General features: G+C 62.7%; 23 protein-coding genes and 2 rRNA genes (1 of these 25 cut by a window edge). 2 read left to right on the top strand and 23 right to left on the bottom strand.

The window, feature by feature from the left end; translation table 11 throughout:
• Positions 1 to 145: 145 nt before the first annotated feature.
• The 17 genes from PSELUDRAFT_RS08165 to smc all read right to left on the bottom strand — a co-directional run bounded on the left by PSELUDRAFT_RS08165 (position 146) and on the right by smc (position 20,205).
• On the bottom strand, positions 146 to 1,015 hold the full coding sequence (locus PSELUDRAFT_RS08165) for an NAD(P)-dependent oxidoreductase (RefSeq protein ID WP_088966374.1): 870 nt from the start codon (positions 1,013 to 1,015) through the stop codon (positions 146 to 148).
• Between the two features lie 31 nt (positions 1,016 to 1,046).
• Positions 1,047 to 1,385: an EscU/YscU/HrcU family type III secretion system export apparatus switch protein gene (locus PSELUDRAFT_RS08160; RefSeq protein WP_088966373.1), complete on the bottom strand. Its 339-nt coding sequence runs from the start codon at positions 1,383 to 1,385 to the stop codon at positions 1,047 to 1,049.
• Positions 1,366 to 2,700: a flagellar hook-length control protein FliK gene (locus tag PSELUDRAFT_RS08155; RefSeq protein ID WP_157725065.1), complete on the bottom strand. Its 1,335-nt coding sequence runs from the start codon at positions 2,698 to 2,700 to the stop codon at positions 1,366 to 1,368. Before PSELUDRAFT_RS08155 ends, PSELUDRAFT_RS08160 begins: the two co-directional genes overlap by 20 nt.
• Positions 2,697 to 3,071, bottom strand: a complete 375-nt coding sequence (locus tag PSELUDRAFT_RS08150) for a DUF2802 domain-containing protein (RefSeq protein WP_088966371.1) — start codon at positions 3,069 to 3,071, stop codon at positions 2,697 to 2,699. Before PSELUDRAFT_RS08150 ends, PSELUDRAFT_RS08155 begins: the two co-directional genes overlap by 4 nt.
• 92 nt (positions 3,072 to 3,163) lie before the next feature.
• The gene (locus PSELUDRAFT_RS08145) at positions 3,164 to 3,451 is read right to left on the bottom strand and encodes a hypothetical protein (RefSeq protein WP_157725064.1); all 288 of its coding nucleotides are present in this window, start codon (positions 3,449 to 3,451) and stop codon (positions 3,164 to 3,166) included.
• Positions 3,452 to 3,473: 22 nt separating this feature from the next.
• Positions 3,474 to 3,914: a flagellar export chaperone FliS gene (fliS, locus tag PSELUDRAFT_RS08140; protein WP_088966369.1), complete on the bottom strand. Its 441-nt coding sequence runs from the start codon at positions 3,912 to 3,914 to the stop codon at positions 3,474 to 3,476.
• 8 nt (positions 3,915 to 3,922) lie between these two features.
• A complete protein-coding gene (gene fliD / locus PSELUDRAFT_RS08135; RefSeq protein ID WP_088966368.1) occupies positions 3,923 to 5,962 on the bottom strand; it encodes a flagellar filament capping protein FliD in 2,040 nt (679 codons plus the stop codon).
• 15 nt (positions 5,963 to 5,977) lie between these two features.
• The gene (locus PSELUDRAFT_RS08130) at positions 5,978 to 6,385 is read right to left on the bottom strand and encodes a flagellar protein FlaG (RefSeq protein WP_088966367.1); all 408 of its coding nucleotides are present in this window, start codon (positions 6,383 to 6,385) and stop codon (positions 5,978 to 5,980) included.
• A 71-nt stretch (positions 6,386 to 6,456) separates the two neighbouring features.
• Positions 6,457 to 7,944, bottom strand: a complete 1,488-nt coding sequence (locus tag PSELUDRAFT_RS08125) for a flagellin (protein ID WP_088966366.1) — start codon at positions 7,942 to 7,944, stop codon at positions 6,457 to 6,459.
• Between the two features lie 258 nt (positions 7,945 to 8,202).
• Positions 8,203 to 8,937: an S-methyl-5'-thioinosine phosphorylase gene (locus PSELUDRAFT_RS08120; protein ID WP_088966365.1), complete on the bottom strand. Its 735-nt coding sequence runs from the start codon at positions 8,935 to 8,937 to the stop codon at positions 8,203 to 8,205.
• An 18-nt stretch (positions 8,938 to 8,955) separates the two neighbouring features.
• Positions 8,956 to 10,191 carry a flagellin lysine-N-methylase gene (fliB, locus tag PSELUDRAFT_RS08115; RefSeq protein WP_088966364.1) on the bottom strand — a complete coding sequence of 412 codons (1,236 nt, stop codon included), beginning with the start codon at positions 10,189 to 10,191 and terminating at the stop codon, positions 8,956 to 8,958.
• A 104-nt stretch (positions 10,192 to 10,295) separates the two neighbouring features.
• The gene (locus PSELUDRAFT_RS08110; RefSeq protein ID WP_088966363.1) at positions 10,296 to 10,838 is read right to left on the bottom strand and encodes a hypoxanthine-guanine phosphoribosyltransferase; all 543 of its coding nucleotides are present in this window, start codon (positions 10,836 to 10,838) and stop codon (positions 10,296 to 10,298) included.
• A 213-nt stretch (positions 10,839 to 11,051) separates the two neighbouring features.
• Entirely contained in the window at positions 11,052 to 11,924 is an 873-nt protein-coding gene (gene galU / locus PSELUDRAFT_RS08105) for a UTP--glucose-1-phosphate uridylyltransferase GalU (RefSeq protein ID WP_088966362.1), read from the bottom strand.
• A gap of 198 nt (positions 11,925 to 12,122) precedes the next feature.
• Positions 12,123 to 14,558 carry an NAD-dependent DNA ligase LigA gene (gene ligA, locus PSELUDRAFT_RS08100; protein ID WP_088966361.1) on the bottom strand — a complete coding sequence of 812 codons (2,436 nt, stop codon included), beginning with the start codon at positions 14,556 to 14,558 and terminating at the stop codon, positions 12,123 to 12,125.
• 68 nt (positions 14,559 to 14,626) lie between these two features.
• Positions 14,627 to 15,763, bottom strand: coding sequence for a cell division protein ZipA C-terminal FtsZ-binding domain-containing protein (locus PSELUDRAFT_RS08095; RefSeq protein ID WP_088966360.1), 1,137 nt, complete (start codon positions 15,761 to 15,763; stop codon positions 14,627 to 14,629).
• A gap of 96 nt (positions 15,764 to 15,859) precedes the next feature.
• The gene (locus PSELUDRAFT_RS08090) at positions 15,860 to 16,723 is read right to left on the bottom strand and encodes an energy transducer TonB (protein WP_088966359.1); all 864 of its coding nucleotides are present in this window, start codon (positions 16,721 to 16,723) and stop codon (positions 15,860 to 15,862) included.
• Positions 16,723 to 20,205: a chromosome segregation protein SMC gene (smc, locus tag PSELUDRAFT_RS08085; protein WP_088966358.1), complete on the bottom strand. Its 3,483-nt coding sequence runs from the start codon at positions 20,203 to 20,205 to the stop codon at positions 16,723 to 16,725. Before smc ends, PSELUDRAFT_RS08090 begins: the two co-directional genes overlap by 1 nt.
• Positions 20,206 to 20,333: 128 nt before the next feature.
• Here smc and PSELUDRAFT_RS08080 point away from each other — a divergent pair, with 128 nt between their 5' ends.
• Entirely contained in the window at positions 20,334 to 20,894 is a 561-nt protein-coding gene (locus tag PSELUDRAFT_RS08080; protein WP_088966357.1) for a YqgE/AlgH family protein, read from the top strand.
• A complete protein-coding gene (gene ruvX / locus PSELUDRAFT_RS08075) occupies positions 20,887 to 21,318 on the top strand; it encodes a Holliday junction resolvase RuvX (protein ID WP_088966356.1) in 432 nt (143 codons plus the stop codon). The genes PSELUDRAFT_RS08080 and ruvX overlap by 8 nt, the downstream gene beginning before the upstream one ends.
• An 85-nt stretch (positions 21,319 to 21,403) precedes the next feature.
• On the opposite strand, the gene ylqF is transcribed toward ruvX, so the two are convergent.
• The 6 genes from ylqF to PSELUDRAFT_RS08045 all read right to left on the bottom strand — a co-directional run.
• Positions 21,404 to 22,342, bottom strand: a complete 939-nt coding sequence (ylqF, locus tag PSELUDRAFT_RS08070; RefSeq protein WP_088966355.1) for a ribosome biogenesis GTPase YlqF — start codon at positions 22,340 to 22,342, stop codon at positions 21,404 to 21,406.
• A 3-nt stretch (positions 22,343 to 22,345) separates the two neighbouring features.
• A complete protein-coding gene (locus tag PSELUDRAFT_RS08065; RefSeq protein WP_088966354.1) occupies positions 22,346 to 22,558 on the bottom strand; it encodes a DUF3820 family protein in 213 nt (70 codons plus the stop codon).
• 61 nt (positions 22,559 to 22,619) lie between these two features.
• A complete protein-coding gene (locus tag PSELUDRAFT_RS08060; protein ID WP_179947577.1) occupies positions 22,620 to 22,970 on the bottom strand; it encodes a hypothetical protein in 351 nt (116 codons plus the stop codon).
• A gap of 14 nt (positions 22,971 to 22,984) precedes the next feature.
• Positions 22,985 to 23,512: a hypothetical protein gene (locus PSELUDRAFT_RS08055; protein WP_088966353.1), complete on the bottom strand. Its 528-nt coding sequence runs from the start codon at positions 23,510 to 23,512 to the stop codon at positions 22,985 to 22,987.
• A 392-nt stretch (positions 23,513 to 23,904) separates the two neighbouring features.
• Positions 23,905 to 24,017 (bottom strand): 5S ribosomal RNA (gene rrf / locus PSELUDRAFT_RS08050).
• A 126-nt stretch (positions 24,018 to 24,143) separates the two neighbouring features.
• A 23S ribosomal RNA gene (locus PSELUDRAFT_RS08045) occupies positions 24,144 to 26,844 on the bottom strand (it continues 187 nt past the right edge of the window).

Below are 26,844 nucleotides of genomic sequence, written 5' to 3'. Positions count from 1 at the left end.
TGCCCGGTGTCATCCCGCGCAACACCAGCAAGCACGGTGAGCGTGCTGCTTCATGGCTGCAGGGGCTGGCTGATTGCCTGCTTTACTCACGCCAGCCATGAAAAAAGCCGCCCGGGGGCGGCCTTGTGCGGCGAGGTGCGCCGGCTCAGCTGTTATCAGCCCAGATCAGGCGGGCAATCGCCGAGGAATCCAGCTCGCCTTCGCCCTCCTGCACCAGCTCGCCGATCAGCCTGGCGACGCGCTCCGCCTCCGGCAGGCGGATGCCCAGCGAGTGCGCGGTATCCAGCACGATGCCCATATCCTTCTGATGCAGCTTGGCCTTGAAGCCCGGCGCGTAGTTGTCGTCGATCATGCGCTGGCCGTGTACGTCCAGCACGCGGCTGGCGGCAAAACCACCCAGCAGCGCCTCGCGCACCGGCGCCGGATCCACGCCGCATGCCTTGGCCAGCTTCATCACCTCGGCTACCGCGGCAATGCCGACGCCAACGGCGATCTGGTTGCAGGCCTTGGCCACCTGGCCGGCGCCGCTGTCGCCGATGTGGGTGATGGTCTTGCCCATCGCCTCCAGCGCCGGGCGCACCCTGGCCAGCGCCTCGGCCTTGCCGCCCACCATGATGGTGAGCGTGCCGTTGATGGCGCCGACTTCACCGCCGGACACCGGGCAGTCCAGAAAATCGATGCCGCGCTCGGCCAGCCGGGCGGCAATGGCGCGCGCGCCCAGCGGCGAGATGGTGCTCATGTCCACGCACACCAGCCCGGCGGCGGCGCCTTGCGCCACGCCCTGCTCGCCCAGCAGCAGCTGTTCCACATCGACGGTGTCGGAAACATTGGTCACCACCACGTCAACGTTGGCCGCAAGCGCCGCCGGGCTGTCCGCCCAGACGGCGCCGGCATCCAGCAGCGACTGCGCCGATGGCTGGCGGCGTGCCCATACCGTTACCTGATGCCCGGCCTTGAGCAGGTTGCGTACGCAGGGGGCACCCATGATGCCCAGACCGATATAACCGACTTTCATTGTTTCCCCTCGGGTAATGTTGTTGCTGCGCTCAGGGCTGCACTGCCGCCGGCTGCTGCCGCATGAGCAGCCATTGCGCAAAGTTGACCTGCTCGCCCTTGGCGTGTTGTTCCAGAAAATAAATGAAGGCCAGCACTTCCGCCACCGCGCGATACAGGTCGGGGGGAATGTGGCTGTCCAGATCCACCTGCAACAGCAGGTTCACCAGCTCCGGCGAATCGTGCACGAACACGCCGGCGTCCTTGGCCTGCTCGATGATGCGCTCGGCCATCTGGCCATAACCCTTGGCCACCACCTGCGGCGCGCGGTCGCCTTCGCGGTAGCGCAGCGCCACTGCCGAGCGGCGATTGTCAGGATGCTGTTGTTTCATGCTTTACCTGCAGGCTTGCCAGGGACAGGCCAGCCGCTTCCATGGCATCGATCAATTGCTGCCGATTCGCGTCGATCAGCGAGCCGGTAGCATCACTGTCGGTATTGAACACTACCTGCACCTGGTTGCCCACCATGCGCAGCCTTGCAGCCAAGCCGCCCAGTGCCGGCAGCTGCAGATTGAGCTGGGTGTGCCAGGCGCGCATTTCCTCCTTGCCGCTGGCCTCGCGCTCCTGTGTGTCGTCGGCCTGGATCTGCCATTGCACCTGCTGGCCGGGCCAAGCCAGGCCATTGTAGACAAACTGGCGCTGCTCCAGCGTGTCCAGCTGGCGCTGCACCAGCTGGCCTACTTCGCCATGCCTGCCGGCGCTGTCGCCGATTCTGGCCTGCGGCTCCTGCCGCAGCTCCTCCAGCGACAGCCTGCCATCCACCCAGGCCTTCTGATGTGCTTCGTAAAATACCCCGCTTTTTTCCACGGTCTGGCGCAGGGAGTCGGTATGCGCCAGGCCCGGTTGCGACGGGTCCTGCAGCAGCGCCTTGCTGCCGGCGGCCACCTGCTTGCCATCGGGCGCGTAGGCATTGGCCACCGCCGCGGCGGTCGCCGACTGCCGGCTGCCCGGCTGCGGCCCGGCGGCCTGCAACAGCGAGCTGAGATAGCGGGTGGCATCGCTCAGCGATACCGGGGTCGACTTGCTCAGGTCCGGCTCATGCTCCAGCGCCACCTGCACAAAGCTGACCACCGGGTCGGTGCTGCGTACGCGCAGCAGCAGCGGGTCGGCATTCAGCGCCTTGGAGCCTGGCGGCGCCTGCAGGGTAAAGGCGGCGTTCTTGGCCAACACCACCGCCGAGCCATCCGGCAAGCGCTCCGCCACCCTGGCATTCACCCATTCACCGGCCTGGAACGACGGCAGCTTGCTGGCAGGTTGCTGCAGGGTCTGCAGCGGGGTTTCTTCCTGGCTGAGCGCCAGGCGGGCGGCGGCATCCTGTTCCTGTACATCCAGCAGTGCAAACGTCAACGGCTGCTGACTGGCAACACGCAGAGCAAGCTGGCTACCGGGGGAGAGCTGGTTGTCACCAGGCAGGGTGAGCAGGAACTGCTCACCCTTGATCAGGGCAGACAGCTTGCCATCGGGCAAGCGCTCGGCAACGGTGGCACTCAGTTGCTCACCGACACTCATTGCCGGCATGTTGGCTGGCGTGGCGCTGACTTCGATCAGCGCACGGCCCTGCGCGCGCCCCTGCTGGGCAAACTGCGCAGTGCCGGCATCGGTCACACCGCGCGACGTACCGGTACCAGGTAACAGGGGAGAGATCATGAAGTGGAACTATTGCGATATAGCGACAGGATCAACTCGGCCTCGCTGCGCGAAATGCCGCAGCGCTCGGCGACATCGGCGGGGCTGAAGCCGCGCTTGAACAGCTCTATCGCCTGATTGTAAGGACTGGCCGCATCGCTGCCACCTGCGGCAACCGGCTGGCCATTGCGCAAGGTGCGCGGTGTTTGCAGCTGCTGCTGCGCGATCATGGAAACATCCTGCAGCCCGCGCTGCAGATGGCTGACCTGGCGTTGCAGCTCTTCCAGGTGGTGCAGGCTGAACTCCAGATAAGCGATGCGGCGGTAGGCGCGAAACAGCAGGTAGGCAGCCACGCCGGCAAGGATGACCAGACCCCAAACGATGTATTCCATCTCACACCCCTGGACAGTGAACTAGGCTCACTCTGAAATCTAGCATCCCCATCTTGCCGTGGCAGGGGGAAAACGTAACGGCAGATAAACGGTTACGGCCCGTAGGTGGCATTCAGCTTGGTCTGGTTACTGATCATCACCAGATGGCGGATAATCTGCTCGCGCTCCGTTTCTGCCAGCTGGCTCACCTGCTGCAACAACTGCTGAGCCTGCAGGAGATCCGCTTGTAACTGCGCGGCCTGCGTGGCCCCCAATTCGCCTGCGGCGATGATGCGGTAATCCAGAGCAGCCAGCGCCTTGCTCCGGCTGGCAAAAACATCCCACTGCTCTTGCTTGCCAAGTTCAAGCAACTCCTGCAACAAGACAATGGCTTGCTGCACGGTGGCGGGTTGCGAACCTTGCTCAGGCTGCACCGTAATTCACCCCGGATTTGCCACTGTCACCGGCGGCGTTGCCTGCTTGCGGCTTGCCGATTTCCTCCCAGGCGCCCTTGATCTCGCCCAGCAAGCGCACCACCTCGTCCAGCGCGGCTGGGTCGTTATGAAGGTTGGCCGCAAACAGGCGCTCGCAACAATAGATATACAGCGTTGCCAGGTTATCAGCCAATTCACCGCCAGCCTGACGGTCCAAGGCGGCCAGCAGCCCCTGATCGACGATCGCAATCGCCTTGCTGATCAGGCGCCCTTTCTCGGGAATGTTGCCGCCTTCCATGTGAAAGCGCGCCTGCTTGATCGCCTGGATGGCGCCATCGAACAGCAACAGGATCAGCTTGTGCGGCGACGCACTCTCCACTTCCAGTTCCAGGCTTTTCTGGCCGTATGCCTTCAGCGCTTGTTTATTCATGTATTACATCAACCTGATTTGGCCAACCCCGCCAGTTGCTGGGTCAGATAGGTGCCTAGACTCTGCAGCTGCGCTACCGCCGTATCCATGGCATTGAATTGCGCCCGGTAGCGCGCTTCTGTAGCGGTTAGTTGGGTATTCAGCTGGTCTTTTCGCTTCTCGATCGAGGTCACCGAGTCATTCAGACCCTTGGTCTTGGTATCGAGAACCCCGGTCTGGCTGGTTAAGAGACTATTCAGCACACCGTCCAGCGCAAAGGCAAAGCCCTTGGTGAAATCCACGGTACCGCGGTCGCCAATAGTACCGCCATTTACCGTGACTGACAGCCCTTCCACCGGTGTACCCACCGCGCCGGTCAGCTTGTTGCCATCCCCCAGCGCCGCGTAGCCGCCAATGGTGCCAGATACCTTGTCCGCCCCCGCGACACCAGCACCGGTACTGAACAGGTTCAGGCTACCAGCAGCGGTAGTCACGTTGTCCAGCCCCCCCAGCACCTCTACCGTGGACGTCGTCCCCGTCTTGCTGGATGTCAGCAGCAGCTTGCCTGAGCCATCCACCGACACGCTGACGGTTGCGCCATTGGCAGACAGGGTGCTATCGGCATTGATGGCACTTTGCAAGGTACTGGCCAGGGTTGCCGCCGTATAACTGCCGGTAGGCAGCGATAGCGCACCGCTGGTCTGACCATTGATCTTGACACTGAAGCTGGCTGCGGACGTCACATTGATCGTACCACTCAATACGCTAGCCCCCAGCAAGGTACCATTCTGCACCGCGTTCAGGTTGATGGCGTAGTTGCCGGTCTGAGTGCTACCCGATGCCGCACCGAACTTGATCTTGCTATCGGTCGGGGTACCTACCGAACCGAACAGCTTCATCACATCGTCCGGGTTGCTGCTGATAGCTGCCGACAATTTGCTGCTGTCCAGCGACAGGGTGCCGTCCTTCTGGAAGGTCAAACCGATATCGGCCGGGCGGGTATACGCGCCCCCCACATCCTGAATCGCCGAGAACACTTCGTGCAGGCGAGTCTGGATTGAGCGGATGGTGGCATCGCCAGCCAGCGGCGGTGCCTGGCGCTGCTGGCCGGCAGTAGGCGCCACACTGGTATCCACCTTGCTGACATCGTTCAAGGCCTTGTTCAGGTCGTTGTAGCTTTTGACAAAGGCCTGGATCGCCTTCTGCACACCAGTGCTGCTGCGCGATACGTTGATGCTGGCCGGGGTATCGGTGGCAAGATTGACCTTCAGCAGGTTGAAGGTCAGCCCGCTGACCGCATCGGTTACCGTATTGCTCTGCTTGGTAATCGCCATGCCATCCAGTTCGAACTTGGCATCCTGCGCCGCCTGCACCTGGGTCAGCTGGTTACCAGCGCCGGTCGGGTCATTGGTAATGGCATTCAGGCTGCTGTCACTGCTCTCGATTTTCAGCGTGCTCTTGGTGCCGGAGGCAGACGTGAACAACAGCCGGTTGCCGGTACCATCGTTCACTATGGTTGCCGTCACCCCGATATTGGCCTTGTTCACCGCATCACGAATACCGCTCATGGTGGAGCCAGCAGGAATGGAGACCTGCTGCGGAACCTTGTCCGGGTTCAGCGTAAACGAGGTAGCCGGCGGCGTGCCAGCAGTGGTCGTGGTGCCAAAGCTGAAGGTCAGGGTACCACCGCCAATCGGCGTGGTCGTACTGGCAAAGGCAGTAGTGGCCAGCTTCTGGCTTTGCGCCAGCTGATCCACTCGCAACTGGTAACTACCTACCCCGGCGGTGCTGTCTCCGGAAACGGTCACATAGTCCGTTGCCGAGCTGGAGGCCTGGATGGAGTTGAACTTGCTGCTGTCTTCCAATGACTGGACCGATGTCTGGAAATTCGACAACACGCCCTTTACCTGACCAAAAGCAGATATCTGCGCAGTCAGATTGCCTTCCTTGACATCGAGCAGTTGCAATGGCTGGGCTTCTACTGCCATCAGCTTGCTGATCATGTCGTTAACCGGCAGGTTGGAACCGATACCCGCCGAGTTCAGCGTACCCGTGCTTACACTAGCCATTGCAATACTCCTTCATCAAGCGTGCTGTTCCACCAGCACACCCAATACCTTGTCCAGATTCTTGGCAATGCGCAGCATATCTTCCGATGGCATCTGCCGCACTACCTGGTTGGTTTGGGTATCGATTACCTTCACCACCTGCATGCCGGAGTCTTTATCGATAGAAAAGTTCAGCGAACGGCCGTAGCTCTGCATGGCGGCACTGACTTTCTCCACCGCCTTGCGCAGCTCCTCATCGGAAGCCCCGGACTTGTGGCCCTTGTCCGCAGCATTGGCCGCCTGCACCGCCTGTGGCGATACGGCTACCGCGGCAGCGCTATTGTGCGCGGCAGCCGCGCCCTGACCGCGCGATGCCTGGTCGGTATTATTACCGCTGACAGTAGGCAGCACACCCGAGTTAGCAAGATTACCCAGAATATTCATCGTCACTCTCCATGGGCAAAAACCCGGCAGCAGCGCTGCCGGGTTTCATTACACCATTACTACCGGCCCGCTTAACGCAGCAGGGACAGTACGCCCTGCGGCAGCTGGTTCGCCTGCGCCAGCATCGCAGTACCAGCCTGCTGCAGCACCTGGCTCTTGGTCAGGGTGGCGGTTTCGGAAGCGAAGTCGGCATCCTGGATACGGCTACGCGACGCGCTCAGGTTCTCGGACGAAGACTGCAGGTTGGAGATGGTGTTCTGGAAGCGGGACTGCAGAGCACCATACTGTGCGCGCTGACCGTTGATCGCCGACAGAGCCGAATCCACAATCTTGATCGCTTTTTGTGCACCAGAGAACGAACTCACGTCCAGCGAAGCAACAGACTGCAGCGAGGAGGAGCCTGCCAGAGCAAAGCCGGAGCCAGCATCGGTCACCGAGAAGCTGTGGTCGGAGTTCAGGCGTACAGAACCGTTAACATACGACACACCACCAGCACCGGCAGCTGCATCAGCTGCAGACAAGGCGGCGGCCGCGTTGGCTGCAGTACCGTCCTGACCCGCTGCGGTGTAGGCAGCAGTATTGAATGTAGTAGCTGCCAGCGTGCTGTTGTTGGTCAGACTGATATCGTTACCCGAGGCGTTGGTCAGCTTGATGCCGCCATACTGGCTGTCGTAAGCAGCCGTTACGCCGGTTTTACTGGACTGAGCGTTAAAGGCATTGATCGCTTCGGTCAGGTCACTGGAGCTGGTAGTGGTCGCGCCGGTGGAGAAGGAAACGGTTACCGGGCTGGCTGCCGGGTTGTCCGACACCACGCTCACAACATAGGAGCTGTTGGCTACCAGACCCGACAGGTTGGCATCGGTTTCGGCAGTAGCAGTCACACCGGTCTGGCTGGTCAGGTTGTTGATATTCTGCGCAATGGACTTGGCAGTATCACCGGCAACAGTGGTATAGGTTGCGGAACCCAGCGAACCACTCACTGCAATGGCTTTACCGGCAACCAGGGCGGTTGCGTTACCCGCTGCAGGGGCGTTCACGGACAGGTTGTTGTTACCGTAGTTGTTGGTACGGAAGTTGGCCGCGGTGGTGGTAATGGTCTGGCCGGCGTTGGCGCCAACCTGGAACGACTGGCTGCCACCGGTACCATCCAGCAGGTTCTGGCCGTTGAACTGGGTGGTCTGGGCGATACGGTCGAGTTCCGAAGTCAGCTGGCCCACTTCAGACTGCAGGGCCTGACGGTCGGATGCGGTGTTGGTGGAGTTGGACGACTGTACGGCCAGTTCACGGATACGCTGCAGCACGTCACCGGAAGATGCCAGCGAGCCTTCAGCAGTCTGCGCCATGGAGATACCATCGTTGGCATTGCGACGCGCCTGATCCATACCGCGGATCTGGCTGCTCATACGCTCGGAAATCGCGAGACCAGCTGCATCGTCCTTGGCGCTGTTGATGCGCAGGCCGGAGGACAGGCGCTGCAGGGTAGTCGACAGGGTGTTCTGCGAGCTGGACAGGTTGCGTTGTGCGTTCAGCGAAGCAACGTTGGTGTTGATGGTCAGCATGGTAGTGCTCCTTGATATTCCATTCATCGGGGCGTTTGAGCTGTCGGCCCCATGCCGATGCTACCGCCTTCATGATGTATATCGTCGCTGCCCACACTTACTTTAGGGGCGATTCACAAGTTTTTTCACCAGTCGCCCGGTGTTTACCGGCTGTGTCTTGAAGCATCCAGTTGTGATAGCAACAACCAAGACCCTGGCCATTGCGACGCTTGCCTGTGTTATAGCCTCAGCCAGCAAGCGTCGCGGCCTGCCTGCCGGCTAAGGTTGGCCGCAAAGCGTGGCCAGCAACTGCTGCACCTTGGCGATGCCGCTGGCCAGCGCATCCTCGGCAAACACGATGTGCTGCTGGCAGTCGCCCTTACCTGCCGCCCAGTTCGCCACCAGGCACACATTGGCATAGGCCACGCCCAGCTCCCGTGCCAGCACTGCCTCCGGCATACCGGTCATGCCCACCACATCGCAGCCCTCGCGCTGCAGGCGACGCACTTCCGCAGCGGTTTCCAGCCGCGGCCCCTGTGTTACCGCGTAGACGCCGCCTTCATGGTAGGCAATGCCGCTGGCGCTGGCTGCTGCCACGATCTGCTGGCGCAGGGGCTCGTCGTACGGGCGGGTGAAATCCACCCGTACCGGCGGGCGATCCGGCCCCTCGTAATAGGTGTGCGCCCGGCCCCAGGTGTAATCGATCATGTCGTCCGGCACCACCAGCATGCCGGGCTGCATGTCCGGGCGGATGCCGCCCACGCTGCCGATGGCCAGAATGCGCTTCACCCCCACGCTGTGCAGCGCCCAGATATTGGCGCGCGCGTTGATCTCGTGCGGCGCGATCGAGTTGCCATAGCCGTGACGCGCCATGAACACCACGTTCTGCGTACCGATGCGACCGAAGGTCAGCGCGCAGGACGGGTCGCCATAAGGAGTACGCACCACCTGGCGATGGGTGATCTGCAGGATGGGAAGCTGGGCGAGGCGACTGCCCCCGATAATTGCAAGCATGGTTGTTATCCTTATTGTTCAGTCTGGCAACTGCTCCTGACCGCCCAGCAGCGGCAGCAGCAACAGCCAGTGTTCCACCTTGGTCATGCCGGCCTGCTGAAATGCCTGGTAGCACTGCAGCAGATAGCTGGGCACATGGATGTTGACCCGGTAGAACAGGTAAATGAGTTCGGCCGCGGCCTCCTGCGGCAGGTTCCCGCCGCGCGCCTGCGCCAGGCCTGCCAACCAGAAGCGCAAGCTCAAATATTCGATGCACAGCATTTCCACATCGGCCAGCAAATTTCCCACCGACGGGAAATATCGCATTGCCGCATGATTGAACAGCACGCGCCGCAAGGTGGCATCCATGGCCGCCATGCCATCAATAGCGGCAAAACCGTGCGCTAGCGCAGCGGCATCTGCACAGTCCGTCGCAAACCCGTGCAGCGCTTCTTCGATCAGCTGCAGATAACGCTGTGAGCGGAAATCGATATTCGCCCGCACCCGGCTGGCGGCAGCCATGACCTTGACATGCAGCAGATCATGGCGGCGCAAGGCATCCAGCTCGGACAGCAAGCGGCCATCCAGCAACTGCTGCTCCCAGTCCGCCAGCAACCTTGCCACCTGCGCTTCATCGGCCCCATGCTCACCAAACAGTGGCTGCAGGGCTTCCGCCAGCAGCAGCATCACAGCCAGTGACTGCCAGGCAGGCAGCTCCACCGTCGCCAGCAGGGTCAGGAAAAACTCGCGCACCTGGCGTGCTGCCGGGCTGGCCATCGCCGGGGCTTCCTGCACTATCGTGCCCGCCCGTACCGAGACTGGTCGCAGCTGCAATTGCAGTGCATCCTCGCTGGCCAGCAACAGCCGCACGATCTCCGGACAAGCCAGCGTGGCATATTGCTCAGCCTGGTTACCCGCCATCTTGGTAACGCGAGGAAAAGCAGAACACACGTCCGGCAGCATCTGCTCGCCACACTTCTGCTGCAAGCGGCACAGCCGCTCCGCACTCAGGAACTCACAGTTGCCACGCTCATCCTGCTGCCTGGACAGATAGCCATAGCTGGCACTACCCGACTTGCCCTGGCCACGGTGCAATGCGTGCATGATCACCGGTTTGAGCTCCCTGTCCGGCAGCCCCTGCAGGCGTGAGTAGATGTCATGGTCCACCGTCACATCCAGACCGTGGCAGCAATCGTCCGGGCAGGCCTGCCCAAGGCAGGAAAAGTGCTCCAGATAGACGGGCGTTACCACTTCCAGCATTTTCGAGTGCGACATTACATCCCCCTGTATTGAGCGTACCTGCTTCCAGCTTGGCATAACCGGCCGGAAATCAAAATGAAAATGCCCGCAAACGCGGGCATGTCTTCAACAGGGCAGGCTTATTTCAGCGCGTGGATCGCCGGCAGGTTACGCCAGGCGCCGCGCACGTCCATGCCGTAGCCGAACACGTAGCGATCCGGCACGTCGATGCCCACGAAGTCGGCAGCGATCGGTTTTGCCTTGCTGATCAGCTTGTTGGCGAACACGCCGCTGTAGAAAGCCTTGGCGCCCATGGCCAGTACCTTGTCGCGGATGGCGGCCATGGTGTGGCCTTCGTCCAGAATGTCGTCCAGCACCAGCACCACGCGGTCGCGTACGTCTTCCTTCGGTGCGGTTTTCCACACCAGCTCGCCGCCCTGGGTCTTGTCGCCGTAGCGGGATACGTGCACGTAGTCGAAGTCCAGCGGGAAGATCAGTCGCGGCAGCAGCTGGCCGGTGAACACCACCGCACCACCCATCACGGACAGCACCAGCGGGTAGGTTTCACCCAGTTCGCGTGTGATGTCGGCGGCCATACGGTCTACCGCTGCATCCACCTCCTGGGCGGAGAACAGGATGTCGGAGCTATTGAGAATACCGCGTGCTTCGGCGACGTTCGGCATGATGTTTCCTTTCAAAATACAAGCGCCGCCTTTGTCGGCAAGGCGGCGAAAAAAAGTCAGTTTAGAGGGTATCTCGAAAAATCAGGATTTCTAAGCGAGACAAGGCGCGAATGAAAAACTCCGACGCAGCATAGGTTTGATATGTAAGGAGGAGTTTTTTGTAAGCAACGCAGTATCGCAACGAAAGCTGGCGTTTTTCGAGCTACCCGAGGGTTACTTCTGCGGCAGGCTGGCCAGGTAGGCGGCGAACTCGCGGCCAACCTCATGATGCTTCATGCCCAGCTCCACCGTGGCTTTCAGGTAGCCGATCTTGGAGCCGCAGTCATAGCGCACACCATCGAAGGCGTAGGCCAGCACCGGCTCTTCCTTCAGCAACGCGGCAATGGCGTCGGTCAGCTGGATTTCGCCGCCGGCGCCGGCCGGGGTGTTGATCAGCTTGTCGAAAATGCGCGGAGTCAGGATGTAGCGCCCCACCACCGCCAGGTTGGACGGGGCCACGTCCGGATGCGGTTTTTCCACGATGCTGGTCACCTGCTCGCGGCCCTGGCCGTTCGGCTGGATTTCCACGATGCCATAGGAGCCGGTTTCCTCGCGCGCCACGGTTTCCACGCCCAGCACCGAGCTGTGGGTCTCGTTGAACACGCGCACCATCTGCTCCACCGCGCCCGGCTCGCCGTCGATCAGGTCGTCGGCCAGGATCACCGCGAACGGCTCGTCACCCACCACCGGCTTGGCGCACAGCACCGCGTGGCCCAGGCCCAGTGCCTCGGTCTGGCGGATGTAGATGCAGCTGACGTTGTCCGGCACGATGCCCTGCACCAGTTCCAGCAGCTTCTTCTTGTTGCGGTTTTCCAGCTCGGTTTCCAGCTCGTAAGCCTTGTCGAAGTGGTCTTCGATGCTGCGCTTGTTACGGCCGGTGATGAAGATCAGTTCGGTAATGCCGGCGGCCACCGCCTCTTCCACCGCGTACTGGATCAGCGGCTTGTCGACGATGGGCAGCATCTCCTTCGGGCTGGCCTTGGTGGCCGGCAGAAAGCGGGTGCCCATGCCGGCAACCGGGAAAACGGCTTTGGTGATTTTTTGCATAATGACCTGATTTTTCAATACAAGCATTAAGAGCCTGGCTACGATCAGCTGCGCGTCGGCGATACTGCGTTAAAAACACCTTCGGAATGCTCATTGACTTCATGTCAACTCCGCTTCCTCAGCTGTTTTTGCCTTGTCTCGCCCTAGCTCGCAAGATCGTAGTCCACGCTCTAACGAATGGCCGCCATTGTAGGCGTTTTAGCCGCCGCTCTCCAGCAAGGCCAGCAGGCCGGCCTCGTCCAGCACGCTCACCCCCAGCTCCAGCGCCTTGTCGAGCTTGCTGCCCGCCTCGGCGCCGGCCACCACGTAGTGGGTCTTCTTCGACACGCTGCCGGATACCTTGCCGCCGGCCGCCTCGATCAGCGCCTTGGCCTGGTCGCGGCCCATGGTGGGCAGGGTGCCGGTGAGCACGAAGGTCTTGCCGGCCACCTCGGCGTTGCCGGCGCTCGCCTCCGCCTGCGGCGCTGCCGCCAGGGTGTCGCGACAGTAATCGGCAATGGCCTGCAGCGCGGCGCGGTTGCCGGCCTCGTCCAGCCAGTCGGCCAGTGCATTGACCACCTCGGCCGGCAGGTCGAGCTTGATGATCTCCACCCGCGGGCATGCGGCCAACGTGGCCAGCTCGCCCTGCTGCGCCGCCAGCTGCTGCGCGCGCACCTCGGTGAGCCGCGGCACGCCGAGGCGGGCGTAAAGGTTGGCCGCAGCCAGCTTGTCGTGCAGCTGCGCCCGGGGCGCATGCTCGTCCGCCGGCGCCACGCCGGCGGCCAGCAGCGCATCGATCACCTGCTCGTTCTGCGCTTCGGCAAAGAATTCGGCAATGGCATCGGCCACCACGCCGCCGATGTCCGGCAGCGCCGCCAGCACCGCACGCGGCGCACGGCGCACCTTGTCCAGGGTGCCCAGCCAGTCGGCCAGGGTCTTGGCGGTGGATTCGCCGACATGGCGGATGCCCAGCGCAAACAGCAGCCGCGCCAGCGGCGGGGTCTTGCTCAGCGTGATCGCCTCGATCAGGTTTTCCGCCCACTTGGTGGCTACCTTGCCGGCTTTCACCGTTTCCGGGGTGATGCCCTCCTGCTCGTCGGCGCGGCGCTTCATCTCCAGCAGATCGGCAAGCTGTAGCCGGAACAGGTCGGCCACGCTGGCCACGTAGTCGAACTCCACCAGTTTTTCGATGTAGCGCTCGCCCAGGCCGTCGATGTCCATCATGCGGCGGCCGGCAAAGTGCTGGATCGCCTGCACACGCTGCGCCTTGCACACCAGCCCGCCGGAGCAGCGCGCAATCGCTTCGCCTTCCTCGCGCACCACGTGGCTGCCGCATACCGGGCAGGCAGTGGGCAGGCGGTAGGCCGGGTACATCGCTTCCTCACCGCCACTGAACAGATCGCCGCCGGACGTTGAGCGCATCGGCCGCTCGGCCAGCACCACCGACACCACTTCCGGAATCACGTCGCCAGCTCGGCGTACGATCACCGTGTCGCCGACGCGCACATCCTTGCGCCGCACCTCGTCCTCGTTGTGCAGCGTGGCATTGGTCACTGTGACGCCGCCAACGAACACCGGCTGCAGCCTCGCCACCGGGGTGATCGCCCCGGTGCGGCCAACCTGTTCCTCGATCGCCTCCACCCGGGTCAGCGCTTCCTCGGCCGGAAACTTGTGTGCAATCGCCCAGCGCGGCGCGCGCGACACGAAGCCCAGCCGCTCCTGCAGTGCACGGCTGTTCACCTTGTACACCACGCCGTCGATCTCGAACGGCAGGCCGGCGCGCTGCGCCAGCACGCCTTCGTAGTAGCCGGCCAGGCCGGCGGCGCCCTGCACCACCGGGCGCAGCGCGGCCGCCACCACCGGGAAGCCCAGCGCCGCCAGCCAATCCATTTCGCCGGCGTGGGTGGCGGGCCAGTCGGCGCCTTCCACCTGGGCGATGGCATAGGCGAAGAACGACAGCCGGCGCTGCGCGGTGATGCGCGAATCCAGCTGCCGCAGACTGCCGGCGGCGGCATTGCGCGGGTTGGCGAAAGTCTTGTCGCCACGCTCGCGCTGCGCGGCATTGAGCTTGTCGAAGTCCGCCTTCAGCATCAGCACCTCGCCACGCACTTCCAGCAGCGTGGGAAGGTTGGCCGCATGCAGCTGCAGCGGCAGCGAGCGCACGGTGCGGATATTGGCGGTAACGTTCTCGCCACTGGCGCCGTCGCCACGGGTGGCGGCCTGCACCAGCACACCGTCGCGATATAACAGGCTCACCGCCAGACCGTCGAACTTGGGCTCGGTGGCATATTCAACCTTGGCCGCAGCCAGATCCTTGCTCACCCGTTCGTCGAAGGCGATCAGCTCGGCGTGGCGGCTGGCAAAGTCAGCCAGCTGCATGTCGGAAAAGGCGTTGGACAGCGACAGCATCGGCACCGTGTGCACCACGCTGTCGAAGGCCGGCAGCGGCGCGCCGCCCACGCGGCGGGTGGGCGAGCTGTCGTGCTGCAGCGCCGGGTAGTCCGCCTCCAGCTGCTGCAGCTCGCGGAACAGCCGGTCGTACTCGGCGTCCGGCACCGTGGGCGCATCCTGCACGTAGTACTCGTGGTTGTAGCGCTCCAGCAGGGCGGCCAACTCGCTGGCGCGCGCCCGGATATCGGCGGTAGGCATGGTCATGGTGGGCCCCAAATGCAGCACGCCGGCATGGCCGGCGTGTCAGGCTGCAGACTAATGAATGTTATAGATCAGGCAAACAACCGCAGCGCGGCCACACTGCCCGGTGCAATGCCGCGGTCGTCCATGCTGCCGTAGATGCGGATCAGCTGCTCGCGGATCTGGGCAATACCGTTGTCGCTGAGTTCGCGGCGGTTGTCGTCCATCAGCCGGGCATTGAATTCCTGCGCCAGGTGGCGGGCAAACTGCATGGCACGGTCGAAAACCGCCACGCCACCGGCCACGCGCGGCACGTCGAACAGCAGCGTCAGGGCCGGGAAATTCTTGTCCAGCAGCGTGTGCATGGTGAACGGTGTCTGGTCGGCGGAGGCCAGCGAGAACAGGGTATTGCCGGAATCCGACAGGTAGTGGAACTGGCCGTCCGGCTCCAGCTGCAGGCCACCGGCTTCGGCCACGCTGCGCAGGCGCGCGCCGGCAATCGGCGAGGTCGGCACGATGCTGATGCCGATCAGCACATCGACATCGACACAGAAGCGGTCCAGTTCGCGCGCGGCCACCAGTTTCTGCTGGCGCTGCGGAAAGCTCACCTGTGCGCCCAGCTGCTCGGCGTAGTGGCCAACCTGCTGGCAGAAACTGGCCAGCTCCTGCTCGGTCACCGCGCCACCGCGGTCCACCAGTTGCAGACCGAAATTCACCTGCTTGTAACGGGTGCCCGGCACGATCTCGCCCGGCTTCCACAGCCCGCGCTCGGTGCGCAGCAGGGTCTGCACCCGCTTGGCCACATTGAAGCGCGGCAGCGTGGTAAGCAGGTGCGGCTGCTGGAACACCACTTCGGCGATGAAATCCAGCGACGGGTCCTGCAGCGACACCACCAGCGCCTGATGATCGGCGGCATCCAGCTCGGCTGCCGGCTCTTCTTCCGCCGGCACCGGCTCGGGCTCGTGGCGCTGGAAGGTCGGCGGCGGCGGTTCATCGTTCAGGTAGGCCGGCGTGTCGTCATCCTCGTCGTCCAGCAATACCGGCTCCAGACGCTCATGACGGCCGTCGCGCACATTGTTCTTGGGCACATCCAGCAGCACGTCTGCATGGTGGGCAAAGGCCTGGCGCGTTTTCTTGCGAAAGCGCCATTCCTGATAAAAATTGAGGCCGTATACCAGCGCAATCACCAATGCGCCCAGCAACAGCAATCCGATTTGTATTTCGCTCATTGAGCTTTATCCACAGCGGCAACCAGTCTATAGGTCGGCAGTATAACAAATGCCGGCGCGGGCACGCGGGCCGAAACCGCCCGTCATGCCTGTTTTTTATTCAATTTCCTGCAAGCTGAAGCGTACCGGTTGTTCCGTATCGGCGACAACCGCCTTGCCAGCTTCCAGTTGCGGGCTAAAGCGCCACTGCCGCACTGCATCCTCTGCCGCTTTGTCCAGGCGGACAAAACCACTGCTGTGCAGCAGTGCGACCGCCGTCACCCGCCCCTGCTCATTCACCGTCAAGCGCAACCACACCGTACCTTCCTGCCCCAGCTGGCGAGCCAGCGGCGGGTAGTCTGGCCTGCTTACTGACAATTTGCGTAGCGCGCGAGTTTCCCCCGCCGGCGAATTGATATTGGCCGCAGCACCGGTAACCCCCGTCGCCGTGGCGGCTGCACCGGGTGACGGGGCGGTCGAGGGTAGTGCTGCCGCCTGGCCCTGGGCCGTCACCTTGTCTGACGACAGCGTCGGTGCAGACGGCGGCGCGGGTACGGTGGCTGCCGTCGCGGCGTGCGGTGGCTGACGTGGCGCCACCGGGGTTGGCCGCAAGCCAGTGGCGGGCGCTACTGCGGCGCGGGGCGGCGTTGCCGGCTTGCCGCCCTCTGCCGCAGTTTCCGGCCCCCGCGTTTCGGCCGGTGCTACGCGCAGTTCCAGCATGAACGGCAGCCGTGGCGCCAGTGGCAGGCTGCCGCTATCCGCCAGTGCAGCCAGCAGCAGCACGTGCAGCAGCAACGACAGCAGCAGCGCCTTGCGCATCGTCAGCTGCGCAGGCTGCGTACACAGTCCCGGGCCCAGCATCTGCCGGGCCCGGCAAAGCCGGGCCGCTCCAACCAAGCCATAGAATCGGCAGCCTTCCGGTTTTTCACGACAAAGCCCTCGCGCGCCGCGCAAGGGCTTTGCCAACAGCCGGAGCAGCATCAGCTGCTCTCTCGCATTTTCAGCGCGGCCACGATATCCACCGCCACGATGCGGCTCACGCCCTGCTCCTGCATGGTCACCCCCACCAGCTGCTCGGCCATTTCCATGGTCAGGCGGTTGTGGCTGATGTACAGGAACTGGGTGCCGGCCGCCATCTGCTTCACCAGGTCGCAGAAACGGCTGGTATTGGCGTCGTCCAGCGGCGCATCCACCTCGTCCAGCAGGCAGAACGGCGCCGGGTTGAGGCTGAATAGCGAGAACACCAGGCTCATCGCGGTCAGCGCCTTCTCACCACCGGACAGCAGGTGGATGGTGCTGTTCTTCTTGCCCGGCGGCTGGGCGATGATCTGGATGCCGGCGGACAGCAGATCCTCACCGGTCAGCACCAGCTCGGCGCGGCCGCCGCCGAACAGCGTGGGGAAGAATTCGCTCATCTTGGCGTTTACCGCCGCGTAGGTAGCCTGCAGCATGTCGCGGGTTTCGCCGTCGATCTTGGCGATGGCCTCTTCCAGCGTCGCCATCGCCTGCATCAGGTCGTCAGTCTGGCTGGCCAGGTAGTCGCCGCGCTTCTGCGCTTCTTCCAGCTCCTGCAGTGCCGCCAGGTTGACGGCGCCCAGGCCCTCGATGGCGCGCGCCAGCCGCGCGATCTCCGCCGCCAGCGCATTAGGTTTCACATTGTCGTTCAGGTGCGGCAGCAGCTCGGCCTCGTCGGCGCCGGCGGTCTGCAGTTCCTCGTTGAAACGCTCCAGGTTGAGGCGCGCCTCCTGATGCTTGAGCAGCCAGTCCGAACGCGCTTCGCGCAGCGCCGGCAAGGCCGCGTTCACTTCCTGCTGCCGCTGGCTGTGCTGGCGCAGGGTTTCGGTCAGCGCGTTCAGCGCGTCGCGCGCGGCGGCCAAGCCCTGCTCGCGCGTTTCACGCATAGCCAGCGCTTCCTGCAGCGCATCGTCCGGCGCCGCTTCTTCCACGCTGTCGGCTTCGATGGCCAGCGTTTCCAGCCGCTCGGCCAGCTGCAGATCGCGCTCTTCCAGTTCGCGCGCGCGGCGCGCCAGCTCGGCCACTTTCTGTTCCGCCGTGCTCAGTGCCAGGCGGATCTCGTGCACCATGCGCTCGGCGTCGCGGGTGCGGTTGCGCGCCAGTTCCAGCCCGGTTTCGGCATTCAGCCGCGCCAGCCGCGCTTCTTCCAGCGTGTCCTGCAGCTCTTCCAGCTGCATGGCGTTTTCCTCGGCCTGCAGCTCGGTTTCGCTGATGCTGTCCTGCGCCAGGCTGCGCTCGTCGGCCAGCCGCGCCTGCTCGCCATGAATGGCGGACAGCCGGGCGGCGCCCTGGCGCGCGGCCTGGTCCAGTTTGACGTGTTCCAGCGTGGCAGCGTTCAGCTCGCCCTCCAGCCGCGACAGTGCGCCTTTCTGTGCGCGCACTACCTCGGCCAGCATGCCCAGCGTGGCAACGGCGCCATCGCGACGACGCTGCAGCTGGGCGATTTCCGGCTCGATGCCCTCCAGCCGCTCGGCGGCGGCATCGCGCGCCGCCTTGCGCGCCATCATGCCGTCGCCGCTGCCGGCGGCGTGGTAGCTGATGCTGTTGCGGCCAACGCGGTGGCCTTGCGGCGTGATCCAGCATTCACCGGCAGCCAGTTCCTGGCGGTGGGCGATGGCGGCCTGCAGGCTGTCGGCGCAGTACACGCCGTGCAGCCAGTCGGCCAGCGCGGCGGCGAATGGCGCTGCCACCGTCACCTGCGCCAGCAAGGTTGGCCGCACGCTGGCGGCCACAGCCGCCGGCGCATTGCCATCCACCAGCGTCAGCGGCGCCGGTGGTGTGGCATCCGGCAGCGCGGCGGCGCGTGCCGCCAGCCGATCGGCCAGCAGTGCCTCCAGCGCCACGCGCCAGTGTTCGTCCACCTGCAGGCTTTGCCACAGCGCCGGTGCGCTGGCCAGTTGCTGCGCTTCCAGCCAGCCGGCCAGCTGCTCGCCGGCGGCCTCGCGTGCCAGCACGGCGTCCAGCGCGGCGACTTCGGCCTCGGCACGGGCGGCGTCGGCGCCCAGCTGCGCCAGTTGTTTGTCCAGTTGCTCGCGCTCGGATGACAGATCGGCCTGCTTGGCCTCGTCGGCCGCCAGCCGGGCGCGTACCGCGTCCAGCGCGCTCTGCGCCGCCGCCATCTGCTGCTGCGCGGTATCGAGCGCGGCGGCATCCGGCAGGTTGAGTGCCGACAGTTCCTGGCGCAGCGCCTGTTCGCGTGCGGCCAACTGTTCGATGCTGCGACGCTGGTGCTCGCCCTGCTGGCGCGCCAGATCGCGTTCGCGGGTGAGGTTGGCAATCTGTGCCGTCATCTGTGTCAGGCGCTGGTCGGCCACGCGGAACTCGGCCTCGGCGGAGGGCAGGCTGTCAGCGCCGTCCTCCAGCCCCATCTGCGCTTCTTCCATGCGCAGCTGGGCCTCTTCGCGCCGCGGCAGCCAGTCGTCCAGCTCGGTGGCTACCTGGCTGCGGCTTTCCGCCAGCAGCTGGCGCTCCTGGCGGGCGTTGCCGAGTTCGCGCTCCAGCCGCTCGCGGCTTTGCAGCTGGTGGCGCTGCTGTTCTTCCAGCCGCGCCAGGCCGGCATTGGCCTCGAACAGCGCCTGCTGCGCCTCGTGCACCGCGTCGCTGGCGGCGTAGTGCGTCTCGCGCACGGTTTCCAGCTCGGTTTCCAGATGGGTGTGGGCGGCTTCCAGCGCGGCTTCTTCGGTTTCGATGCGTGCCAGCTCGCCGCGCGCCGCGGCCTCCTGCCGCGCGGCTTCCTCGCGCCGTGCCAGCGCCAGCAGATTCTGCTTGAAGGTGAGCGCGCCGCGCATGTCCTGGTAGTTGGCCGCCACCTCGGCCTGCTCGGCGAGCTTTTCCACCTGCCGCGACAGTTCCAGCTTGAGGTCTTCGATGCGGGTGAGGTTGTCGCGAGTGTCGGCCAGGCGGTTTTCGGTTTCGCGCCGGCGCTCCTTGTAGCGCGATACGCCGGCGGCTTCTTCCAGGTAGGCGCGCAGCTCTTCCGGCCGCGCCTCGATGATGCGCGAGATCATGCCCTGCTCGATCACCGCGTAGCCGCGCGCGCCCACGCCGGTGCCCAGGAACAGGTCGGTGATGTCGCGGCGGCGCACCTGCTGGTTGTTGATGTAGTAGCTGGATTCGCCCTGGCGGGTGAGCACGCGCTTGATCGCCACTTCGGCGTACTGCCCCCACGGCCCGGTGAGCTGGCCGTCGCCGTTGTCGAACACCAGTTCCACCGAGGCGCGCGACACCGGTTTTCGGGTGGAGGAGCCGTTGAAGATCACGTCCTGCATCGACTCGCCGCGCAGCTGCTTGGCGGAGGATTCGCCCAGCACCCAGCGCACGGCGTCGATCACATTGGACTTGCCGCAGCCATTGGGGCCGATCACCGCCACCAGCTGGCCGGGCACGGCGATGGTGGTGGGGTCGACAAAGGATTTGAAGCCGGCAAGCTTGATATGGGTGAGGCGCAAGGCGTGATCCGCAAAAGGTTGATTCAGCCGGGCATTTTAGCAAGCCCGCCGCCCGCTGCGGCCAACCTTTCGCTGCCGCGCCGCAAAGCGGCTTTGCCGGGCATGGCATTGGTTGCCATAATGCAGCCATGGAAACGCTTACTCTTGCCCATCATTTCCTCATCGCCATGCCTGACATGGCCGACCCGCTGTTTGCCAAAAGCATCGTGTATGTCTGCGAGCACGGCGAACAGGGCGCAATGGGGATCATCATCAACAAGCCGTCCGGCATCGTGGCCGCCCAGCTCCTGGAGCAGATCGACCTGCCGCTGCCGGAGGGCGACGCCAGCACCTGGCCGGTGTTCTTCGGCGGCCCGGTGCAGCCGGATCGCGGCTTCGTGCTGCACAATCCGATCGGCAACTGGCAATCCACGCTCACCATCACCGACGACCTGGCGCTGACCACCTCCAAGGACATCCTGGCCGCGGTATCGGAAGGCAAGGGCCCGGACAAGCTGCTGATGAGCCTGGGCTACGCCGGCTGGGAAAAAGGCCAGCTGGAAGAGGAAATCGCCAACAACGGCTGGCTGACGGTGCCGGCGGAAGAATGGGTGATGTTCGACACGCCGGTGGAAGACCGCTACAGCTGCGCCATCAAACTGCTGGGCTTCGACCCGGCGCTGCTCAGCACCGTTTCCGGCCATGCATAAGGGCACGGTGCTGGGGCTGGACTTCGGCGAGAAGCGCATCGGCGTGGCACTGGGCGAGCCGGAAGTGGGCATCGCCACCCCGCTGGAAACCATACGCAGCGAAGTCAACGACGTGCGCTTTGCCGCCATCGGCAAGCTGGTGGCGGAATGGAAAGTCACCGGCTTCGTGGTGGGTCTGCCCTGCCACATGGACGGCGGCGAGCACCAGCTTACCGCCTTGTCGCGCAAGTTCGCGCAGCGCCTGCAGGGCCGTTACAAGCTGCCGGTGTGGCTGGTGGACGAGCGACTGACCTCGGTGATCGCCGAGGGCCTGCTGGAAGAGGCCGGTGTTTACGGCCGCCGCCAGAAGGAGATGCTGGACCAGGTGGCGGCCCAGGCCATCCTGATGGGCTGGTTCGAACAGCCGGGCGAGCCGATTGCCTGAACAGGTGTAAAGGTTGGCCGCACGCTTCGCGGCGGCGGCAAATGAAAAAAGGCGGATCGCTCCGCCTTTTTTTATTGGGGCGGCCTTATTTGCGCACGCCCTTTTTCTTTTCCTCGCGCTCCAGCCGCGCGTTTTCCTTTTGCGCCGCGCGCAGCACCTCGTGCTCCTTGGCGGCTTTTTCCCACGCCGCCCACTCTTCAGGGCGCTCCAGCGAGATGCGGCCGATATTGCCGTCGCGGAAGTCGGTCAGCACGATTTCGGCCGCCTTCTGGATATTGATGCGCCCGCCGGACAGCACCGCGCCGCGCTTCTTGCCGATCAGCTCCAGCAGCTGCCAGTCCTGCAGGTCGGCGATCTCGCCCACCTTGTAGCGCGCGTCCAGTTCGGTGGCGTAGCGCTTCATCAGGTACAGCAGCAGCTCCAGCACCACTTCTTCTTCATCCAGCGCGTTGCGGCCAACGGCGCCGCTGGCAGCCAGGTTGAAGCCACCCTGCGGCACGATGATCTTCGGCCACAGCATGCCGGGGGTGTCGAACAGCTCGATATCGTCGGCCAGCATGATGCGCTGCTGGCCCTTAGTGATGCCCGGCTCGTTGCCGGTCTTGGCGATGCGCTTACCCATCAGGCTGTTGATCAACGTGGACTTGCCCACGTTGGGGATGCCACAGATCACCACGCGCAAGGGCTTGTCGATGCCGCCGCGATTGGGCGCCAGTTCGCGGCAGGCAGCCACCAGCTTCTGCGCCGGTGCACTGTCGGAGGCATCCAGGCCAATGGCCTGGGTGCCCGGCTGCTTGCGATACCACTGCAGCCACTGCTCGGTTGCCGCCGGGTCGGCCAGATCCTGCTTGTTCAGCACCTTCAACGCCGGCTTGCCGCGCGCCAGGCGGGCAATCATCGGATTGGCGCTGGAACCCGGCAGGCGGGCATCCAGCATTTCGATTACCACATCGATACTGCCAAGGCGCTCTTCCAGCTCCTTCTTGGCTTTGTTCATGTGGCCAGGGAACCATTGAATGGCCATTGGCTATCGCTTTCTGAGGGGGTCGAGCAGATGGCTCAGCCCGTTGTGATCCAGTTCATGCATCAGCGCCAGCAGGCGGCCGATCTCGCCGGGCGGGAAGCCTTCGCGCGCAAACCAGTTCAGGTAGTGTCCGGGCAAATCGGCAATCACCCGCCCCTTGTACTTGCCATAGGGCATGGTGCGGGTCAGCAATAGCTGCAGGTGTTCGGCATCCATGGCGGGTCATTCCGTGTGAAGCCGCGCATTGTGCCAAAAAATCATCGACTTGGCAGCAGAATCAGGGCAAATCCTTGCCATCGTTGAACGCCAGGTAGCCTTTCACCACCCGGTAGATGCTCCATACCCAGACGCCGAAGGCCAGCACCGCGCCGAGGCCGAACAGAATGAACAGCGGGCCGGAAATGATGTAGCCCAGCAGCGCCCACCAGAAAGTGCGGATCTGCCAGCGGAAGTGGCTCTCCCAGCGCGTTCCGCGCGCATCGTCGAGCTTCACGTAGTTGATGATCACGGCCACGATGGCCGTCACCCCCACCAGCAGGCTGCAGGCCTGCAGGATGTAGACCACCTGGGTCAGGGTACGGATCGAATCTTCTTCGCGCGGCATCCGCTCGATATAGCCATCACGCATCACGGCATCCTTATTTATCTAGTCAACATAGTGTGCAGGCGCGCCAGGTGCGGCGCCAGGTCGCGGCGCAGTTGCAGCGATTGCGCCACCGGCGATGGCAGCTTGGCCTGCAGGGCAAAGCGGCCGGTAGCCGCCACTGCCGGCCCGTTGGTCACGCTGATCGCAAACGACTGCAGCGACGCCAGCTCCAGCCCCAGGCGCTTGCCCAGCCGCTTCAGGCTGGCATTCACCGCGTCCATCAGCTGCAGTTCGCTGCAACCCAGCATCAGGTGCTCCAGCTGGAACACCACCACGCGTGCGGCCAACCAGTCGGCAGCCGACGGGCGCTGGCTGCCGGCTGCCAGGTGCGCCAGGGTGCGCACTTCCGGGAACAGCGACTCCATGATGCAGGGCAGCTGCCGCTGCTGCCACTGTGCCAGCGTGGACAGTACGCTGCCAGCGGCATGCGCGGCCAGGCGCTCCACATCACAGAAGATATTCAGGCTAACGGCCGGCAATTGAGCAGGCAAGGCATTCGACCAGGTACGGCTGTTTTCCATCATGTTCGCTCCTTGAGCCGCAACCGGGAAATCAGCCAACCTGCAAAGACCAATGCCGCCAGTTACGGCGGCATTGTTGGAAATTCGGTGTGTTCAGGACACAGGGTTTCCTGGCGCCGCCAGTGAGGTGCGGTAGCCATAATAATAAGCAACGGAAACGATGCGGCTGAACGTATTCATATAGCTATCATGCGGCAATCCGGCCGCAACCGTCAACAATAATCAGCGCGAGCCGCTGCAATCGCAGCACGCTATCGAATCATGCGGCCAACGTTGGCCGCAAGAGTGGTGGGAGTGTTGTCAGGCAGGAAGCGCGGGCAGCGGGGTGGATGCTGGCACACGCCACAAAGCACAAAGCCCAGCTTGATCTCTCAAGCTGGGCTTTCTGTGGGGGAGTCTGGCGGTGTCCTACTTTCACACGGGTATCCGCACTATCATCGGCGCTGAGGCGTTTCACGGTCCTGTTCGGAATGGGAAGGCGTGGGACCACCTCGCTATGGCCACCAGACATAAACTGTCATCAAACTGTCGAAGCCTTACCAGGGAATTTCTTGTTTCCCCGGCCGGTAGAATCTTGTATCTCGCACACACCCTATTTGTTGTCACTTCGCCTGCGCAAAGCACCTCAAATGATAGAGTCAAGCCTCACGAGCAATTAGTATCGGTTAGCTTCACGCCTCACAGCGCTTCCACACCCGACCTATCAACGTCCTGGTCTCGAACGACTCTTCAGGGACCTCAAGGGTCCAGGGAAGTCTCATCTTCAGGCAAGTTTCCCGCTTAGATGCTTTCAGCGGTTATCTCTTCCGAACTTAGCTACCCGGCGATGCGACTGGCGTCACAACCGGTACACCAGAGGTTCGTCCACTCCGGTCCTCTCGTACTAGGAGCAGCCCCCGTCAAACTTCCAACGCCCACTGCAGATAGGGACCAAACTGTCTCACGACGTTTTGAACCCAGCTCACGTACCACTTTAAATGGCGAACAGCCATACCCTTGGGACCGGCTACAGCCCCAGGATGTGATGAGCCGACATCGAGGTGCCAAACTCCGCCGTCGATGTGAACTCTTGGGCGGAATCAGCCTGTTATCCCCGGAGTACCTTTTATCCGTTGAGCGATGGCCCTTCCATTCAGAACCACCGGATCACTATGTCCTGCTTTCGCACCTGCTCGACTTGTCGGTCTCGCAGTTAAGCTACCTTTTGCCATTGCACTATCAGCACGATTTCCGACCGTACCTAGGTAACCTTCGAACTCCTCCGTTACACTTTGGGAGGAGACCGCCCCAGTCAAACTGCCTACCATGCACTGTTCCCGATCCGGATCACGGACCAAGGTTAGAACCTCAAACACACCAGGGTGGTATTTCAAGGACGGCTCCATACGATCTAGCGACCGTACTTCATAGCCTCCCACCTATCCTACACAAGCCTGTTCAAAGTCCAATGCAAAGCTACAGTAAAGGTTCACGGGGTCTTTCCGTCTAGCAGCGGGTAGATTGCATCTTCACAAACATTTCAACTTCGCTGAGTCTCAGGAGGAGACAGTGTGGCCATCGTTACGCCATTCGTGCGGGTCGGAACTTACCCGACAAGGAATTTCGCTACCTTAGGACCGTTATAGTTACGGCCGCCGTTTACTGGGACTTCAATCAAGAGCTTGCACCCCATCATTTAATCTTCCAGCACCGGGCAGGCGTCACTCCGTATACGTCCACTTTCGTGTTGGCACAGAGCTGTGTTTTTGTTAAACAGTCGCAGCCACCTATTCTCTGCGACCCCTTCGCCCTTCGGATGTTCTCCTACAAGCTACCGGGGCACACCTTCTCCCGAAGTTACGGTGTCAATTTGCCGAGTTCCTTCTCCTGAGTTCTCTCAAGCGCCTTAGAATTCTCATCCTGCCCACCTGTGTCGGTTTGCGGTACGGTTTTCGTATAGCTGAAGCTTAGTGGCTTTTCCTGGAAGCGTGGTATCAGTCACTTCAGGTCCGTAGACCCTCGTCATCACTTCTCGGTGTTGAATGAAAGGGCGGATTTGCCTACCCTAACCACCTACCGGCTTAAACGACCTATTCCAACAGGCCGCTGACCTAACCTTCTCCGTCCCCACATCGCACTATACGAAAGTACGGGAATATTCACCCGTTTCCCATCGACTACGCTTTTCAGCCTCGCCTTAGGGGCCGACTCACCCTACGCCGATGAACGTTGCGTAGGAAACCTTGGGCTTTCGGCGAGCGGGCTTTTCACCCGCTTTATCGCTACTCATGTCAGCATTCGCACTTCTGATATCTCCAGCATGCCTCTCGACACACCTTCACAGACCTACAGAACGCTCCCCTACCACGCGCCTTACGGCGCATCCGCAGCTTCGGTTATCAGTTTGAGCCCCGTTACATCTTCCGCGCAGGACGACTCGACCAGTGAGCTATTACGCTTTCTTTAAATGATGGCTGCTTCTAAGCCAACATCCTGGCTGTCTAGGCCTTCCCACCTCGTTTACCACTTAACTGATCATTTGGGACCTTAGCTGGCGGTCTGGGTTGTTTCCCTCTTGACGATGGACGTTAGCACCCACCGTCTGTCTCCCATGCTCACACTTTCCGGTATTCTGAGTTTGCCATGGTTTGGTAAATCGCAATGACCCCCTAGCCATAACAGTGCTTTACCCCCGGAAGTGATACATGAGGCACTACCTAAATAGTTTTCGGGGAGAACCAGCTATCTCCGAGTTTGTTTAGCCTTTCACCCCTATCCACAGCTCATCCCCTAGTTTTGCAACACTAGTGGGTTCGGACCTCCAGTGCGTGTTACCGCACCTTCATCCTGGCCATGGATAGATCACTCGGTTTCGGGTCTACACCCAGCGACTGAGACGCCCTATTCGGACTCGGTTTCCCTACGCCTCCCCTATTCGGTTAAGCTTGCCACTGAATGTAAGTCGCTGACCCATTATACAAAAGGTACGCAGTCACCCCACGAAGGGGCTCCCACTGTTTGTATGCATCCGGTTTCAGGTTCTATTTCACTCCGCTCCCGCGGTGCTTTTCGCCTTTCCCTCACGGTACTGGTTCACTATCGGTCGATCACGAGTATTTAGCCTTGGAGGATGGTCCCCCCATCTTCAGACAGGATTTCGCGTGTCCCGCCCTACTTCTCGTATGCTCAGTACCAGGAATGCAATTTCGTGTACGGGGCTATCACCCACTATGGCCACACTTTCCAGAGTGTTCCACTATCGCAATCCTTATCACATACAGGCTCTTCCGCGTTCGCTCGCCACTACTGACGGAATCTCGGTTGATTTCTTTTCCTCGGGGTACTTAGATGTTTCA

Origin of the sequence: Vogesella sp. LIG4 (genome assembly GCF_900090205.1) — a bacterium.
Taxonomy (GTDB): Bacteria; Pseudomonadota; Gammaproteobacteria; order Burkholderiales; family Chromobacteriaceae; genus Vogesella.
This window is presented reverse-complemented; position numbering and strand designations above follow the sequence as displayed.